Genomic DNA, 4535 nt, shown 5'->3' with positions numbered 1-4535 from the left:
ATGCCGACCAGGCACGAGTCCAACCATGAGGAGGGCAGACGCCGTGGAGGAAGCCCACCCGTCAAGCGAGACCGGCGGCAATGTCGGTCGCTCGGCCGACAAGCGCCGGGCGATCCTGAACGCAGCCGAGGATGTCTTCCTACGCAGCGGCTATCTCGGCACCAACATGGACGAGATCGCCGCACAGTCCCAAGTGTCGAAGCAGACCGTCTACAAACATTTCGGAAGCAAGGACGCTCTGTTCATCGAGATCGTCACGACGATGACGAACGAGGCCGGCGACCTGGTCCATCCCGAGGACGTACCGGAGCTCACCGATTTCCACGAGCTGGCCGACTATCTCTGCGACTACGCGTATCGACAGCTCGCGGTGGTGCTCACTCCCCGCCTCATGCAGCTTCGGCGCCTCGTCATCGGGGAGGTCGTCAGGTTTCCGGACCTGGCCCGGACTCTCTACGAGCATGGCCCCCAGCGGGCGATCTCCGCACTCGCGGCCGCGTTCGAACGCTTCACCGATCGCGGGCTGCTCACCGTCAGCGACCCTCAGACCGCGGCGATCCAGTTCAACTGGCTCGTCATGTCCGCACCTCTGAACCAGGCCATGCTGCTCGGCGACTCGGCCATTCCCCCACCGGCCGAACTGCGTCGCTATGCCGAACAAGGCGTAACGACGTTCCTGGCAGCGTACGGGCGCCCCGCTGCACAAACGTAGGTTCGACGATCCGGCGACGGCCATGCCGTCTGCGGCCGGTGCTGCGAACCTGGTGGCCCATCTTGGAAGGCGGCTTGACCCCACGTTCTGTGTCAGATGACACAACGGTGGCGGAAGACGCTAATGCGAGGTCAGAGCAGCGCCGCGACCTTCCGGGCGACGTCGGCGGGCGCGAGGCTGGTGGCGTCGATGACCTCCGCGTCGTCCCGGAGCCACGGCAAGGCCTCCCGGTACGCAGCGACGTGGTCCAGGCGCCAGCCACGCGCTCCCTTCTCGACCTCATCGGCCTCGATCCGGCGCACCAGCTCGTCGTCGTCGACATGCAACAGCACGTGCCGGACGTCCACGCTGCGCCCGGTCACCGAAGAGAAGATCTCTCGCGCGTAGCCACGTCGCAACAGTGTCATCGGAACGATGAGCGTTCCGCCGTAATGGCTGTGCAGCTGGACTGCAGTCTCGGCGACGAGCGCCCGCCAGGCCGGCCAGTCCTGGAAGTCCCCCACCGGCTCGGTGATGAAATGCCGGAGCATGAACCCGACATACTCGGGATCGAAGGTCCTCGCGTCGGGAAGCATCCTCACCAGCTCGTCGGCGGCCGTGGTCTTACCCGCGCCGAACGTGCCGTTCAGCCAGACGATCAATGCCGTTCCTTCCCTTGCGAACAAACTCAACCGCCCCATCGTCGCAGAACGGTACCCACGCGGATCGCGCGCCGCACTGGTTGGATGGATCCATGATCTCTGAACTACCCGAGGACGAGCTTCTCGACATCGTCGACGAGTCCGATCGAGTAGTGGCGCAGGCGCGACGAGCCGACGCATACGCCCGCAGACTACGGCACCGTTCAACGTTCGTACTGGTGAAGAACGGCAGTGGTGAGATCTTCGTGCATCGCCGGACGGCGTCGAAACTCATCTTCCCGTCCCGGTACGACATGTTCGTCGGTGGCGTGGTGCGGGCCGGCGAGTCCTACGACGACGCCGCGCATCGAGAGGCCGAGGAAGAGCTCGGTGTTTCAGGCCTGCAGGCGCCCACGCCGCTGCTCCGTTTCCTGTATGAAGACCCGGATTACGCCTGGTGGTCGGCTGTCTACGAGGTGCGGTGTGACGCCACGGTGAATCCGCAGGTCGAGGAGGTCGCGTGGTACTCGTTCCTGACCGTGGACGAGCTTGAGTCGAAGCTGTCCGAATGGTCGTGGACTCCGGACGGTCTCGAAGCCTTCGCCCATCTTCAGGCCCGTGGAGTCGTCTAGCCCCTGTGCGGGGCGAAGGCGCAGAACTCGTTTCCCTCCGGATCCGCCATGATGTGCCAAGAAATCTCGTCGTCCGGCTCACGGAGGATACGGGCGCCGCGCGCGACCAGAACATCCACGTCGGGGCACAGGACGTCCCAATGAATGCGGTTCTTGGCCGTCTTGGGTTCGGGAACCGGGACGAAACAGAGGTAATCGAACGGAAGCCGTCCCATGGTCTCGAGCGCCGCGTAGTGCCCCTGAGGCTCGCGCTCGCGCTGCAGTCCTAAGATCTCGCCCCACCACGCGACCTGTGCGTACGGATCGACGCTGTCGACGACGACGGCCAACCGGTGCCCCGGCAACGACGCCATGCCCTCGCGCAGGAACGCGCAGAACTCCCCGCCTTCGACGTCTTGCATCACCCACCACTCGTCCTCGTCGGTAGGCGGGCGGAGGGCCGTCGCACCCAGCTCGTGCAGACCATCCAGCGAGCCGACCTGTACATCCAGATGTACCCGGTGCTTGACGGTCTTCGGCTCAGGCACCGGGTCGACCCAGATCTGGACGCGTTCGTCGTCGTTCACGAGCCGATACCCTCCGTCGTCCAGCGCCGTGGACGACATTCCGAGCGCCGCCGACCAGAAGGCCGCCAGCCGACCGGCGTGACTGGCGTCCATGCACAGCGCATGCCACGTCGCAACACTCATAAGTCGAGCCTAGGCGCCTAGACCGACAGGTGCGGGATGTGGCACGCCGGGGTCACAAGCACGAGGACCGGACGGTTCATGACAGGTCTGACATATCGAGCACGAAGCGGTAGCGGACGTCGTTGCGCTCAAGACGATCGAAGGCTTCGTTCACGCGCGCCGAGGGGAGCAGTTCGATGTCCGCAGTGACACGGCGTTCGAGGGGCACTCGCCGCAGCGTCGCCGCTCCGTCCGCTTGCCACCCTGTGGTCGCCGGAAGCAGCACCTCAGTGGGGCCACATGTACCGTACGGACCATCGACGGAACGGAGGTTCACCGGTGGTCGGAACACACAACTACGAGCTCGTCGTCGAGTGGACAGGGAACCGCGGCACGGGCACCTCGAACTACCGTGCATACGGTCGCGATCACGAGGTCCGGGCTGCCGGCAACACGACGACCATCGCCGGCTCCGCCGATCCGAGCTTCCGGGGCGATGCCGAACGATGGAACCCCGAGGAGCTGCTCCTCGCGTCGCTGTCTCAGTGCCACATGCTCTCGTTCCTGCACCTGGCCGCCGTCGGGGGCGTCGTCGTGACCGACTACGTGGACACGCCGCTCGGCACAATGGAACTGGGACGCGATGGCGGAGGTCAGTTCACCGAGGTCACACTTCGACCGGTGGTCACCGTCGCCGATGTCTCGATGGCGGAGAAGGCGCAGACCCTGCACGAAAGTGCCAACGCCCAGTGCTTCATCGCACGCTCGGTGAACTTCCCCGTCCACCACTCACCCGAGGTCCGCGTCGCATCCAGCCAAGCCTGACATCGGCCGTCATAGGGCCGCTACATGTCGCCACGGCGTGCAAGTATCTGTCAAGTAAGCCCTTCCAGCGATAATTTAAGTCAAATAAGTCAACGTTCAGTCAGTTAAGCAGTCCGTTTCCAACGAGCTCGCCAAGTTGGCACTCTGCGCTGTCTGCTAGCCCCACGCGATCCCGAGCGTAGGCGGCGAAGCCTTGCGTCCAGCGAGATCACCTACTGAGATGATGACCGGGTGAGCGTGGTCCGCACGATGCAGATGTACGAGTTCGACGACGACGCGGCACGGGTTGATCGCGACGTCGTCTGGAAGTTTCTCTCCGAAGAGGCCTACTGGGCCAGGTGGCGTAGCCGCGACATCGTCGAGCATCAGATCGACGGGGCATGGCGCGTCGTCGGGGCGTACCACCGCGAGAGCGGCGCCATGGTCGGGTTCGCCCGGGCGATGTCCGATGGGGCGTCGATCGCATACCTGGCGGATGTGTTCGTTGAGTCCGAGCATCGCGGCGAAGGGCTCGGCGTGGAGCTCGTCGCGGCGATGATCGAGGACGGGCCCGGAGTGAACTTCCGGTGGATGCTGCACACGGTCGATGCACACAACCTGTACGCGAAGTTCGGCTTTGCCCCACCCGACCACGATCGGTACCTGGAGCGAGCCGAACGTCTCGGCGAGCGCAACCCGTGAACCGAGTGCCACGCGGCGGCGGCACCCGCGTCTCGACTTGTAGGACGCGGTCCCCGTGACTGAGCCACCTGGCGAGGAGTTCTGCATGCGATGCGGTCCGAGGTATCCCTTGGAAGTCGATCCTCGCACCCGCCACTTGCGGTGCTCCCACTGTGGAGACACGCGTCGACTCCCAGGTCATCCACTATTCATCGTCACCGGAGCTTCCGGCACCGGAAAGAGCACGATCGTCGACCCACTGCGAAATCGGTTGCCTCAGTGTGAGGTCTTTGAGACCGACGCCATCCTCCACGTCGCCGAGCTGGGTTGGGACGTGTTACGAAACACCTGGCTGCAGTTTGCCCACGCCGTCGCGCTCAACGGCCGTCCGTCTGTTCTGTGTGGTTCGTTCTTGCCC

General features: G+C 64.6%; 6 protein-coding genes and 1 pseudogene. 4 read left to right on the top strand and 3 right to left on the bottom strand.

Annotation, left to right across the window (positions count from 1 at the left end):
• The first annotated feature begins 25 nt into the window (after positions 1 to 25).
• Positions 26 to 712, top strand: coding sequence for a TetR/AcrR family transcriptional regulator (locus ELR45_RS06745; RefSeq protein ID WP_129664517.1), 687 nt, complete (start codon positions 26 to 28; stop codon positions 710 to 712).
• 131 nt (positions 713 to 843) lie between these two features.
• Here ELR45_RS06745 and ELR45_RS06740 read toward each other — a convergent pair whose 3' ends face one another.
• Positions 844 to 1353, bottom strand: a complete 510-nt coding sequence (locus tag ELR45_RS06740) for an AAA family ATPase (protein ID WP_129665056.1) — start codon at positions 1351 to 1353, stop codon at positions 844 to 846.
• 92 nt (positions 1354 to 1445) lie between these two features.
• On the opposite strand from ELR45_RS06740, the gene ELR45_RS06735 reads away from it, so the two are divergent.
• Positions 1446 to 1964: an NUDIX hydrolase gene (locus ELR45_RS06735; RefSeq protein ID WP_129664515.1), complete on the top strand. Its 519-nt coding sequence runs from the start codon at positions 1446 to 1448 to the stop codon at positions 1962 to 1964.
• Here ELR45_RS06735 and ELR45_RS06730 read toward each other — a convergent pair.
• On the bottom strand, positions 1961 to 2653 hold the full coding sequence (locus ELR45_RS06730; protein ID WP_129664513.1) for a VOC family protein: 693 nt from the start codon (positions 2651 to 2653) through the stop codon (positions 1961 to 1963). The two genes, ELR45_RS06735 and ELR45_RS06730, sit on opposite strands and share 4 nt — an antisense overlap.
• Positions 2654 to 2729: 76 nt before the next feature.
• Positions 2730 to 2846 (bottom strand): annotated as a pseudogene (locus tag ELR45_RS42005) (NAD(P)-dependent alcohol dehydrogenase); the annotation flags it as partial.
• 86 nt (positions 2847 to 2932) lie between these two features.
• Here ELR45_RS42005 and ELR45_RS06720 point away from each other — a divergent pair.
• Positions 2933 to 3457: an OsmC family protein gene (locus tag ELR45_RS06720; RefSeq protein ID WP_129664511.1), complete on the top strand. Its 525-nt coding sequence runs from the start codon at positions 2933 to 2935 to the stop codon at positions 3455 to 3457.
• 249 nt (positions 3458 to 3706) lie between these two features.
• Positions 3707 to 4138, top strand: a complete 432-nt coding sequence (locus ELR45_RS06715; protein ID WP_129665054.1) for a GNAT family N-acetyltransferase — start codon at positions 3707 to 3709, stop codon at positions 4136 to 4138.
• Positions 4139 to 4535: the final 397 nt, after the last annotated feature.

Source organism: Phytoactinopolyspora endophytica (assembly GCF_004138495.1).
Lineage (GTDB): Bacteria > Actinomycetota > Actinomycetes > Jiangellales > Jiangellaceae > Phytoactinopolyspora > Phytoactinopolyspora endophytica.
The sequence above is the reverse complement of the archived record's forward strand: the minus strand, read 5'-3'. Positions and strand labels throughout refer to the sequence as shown.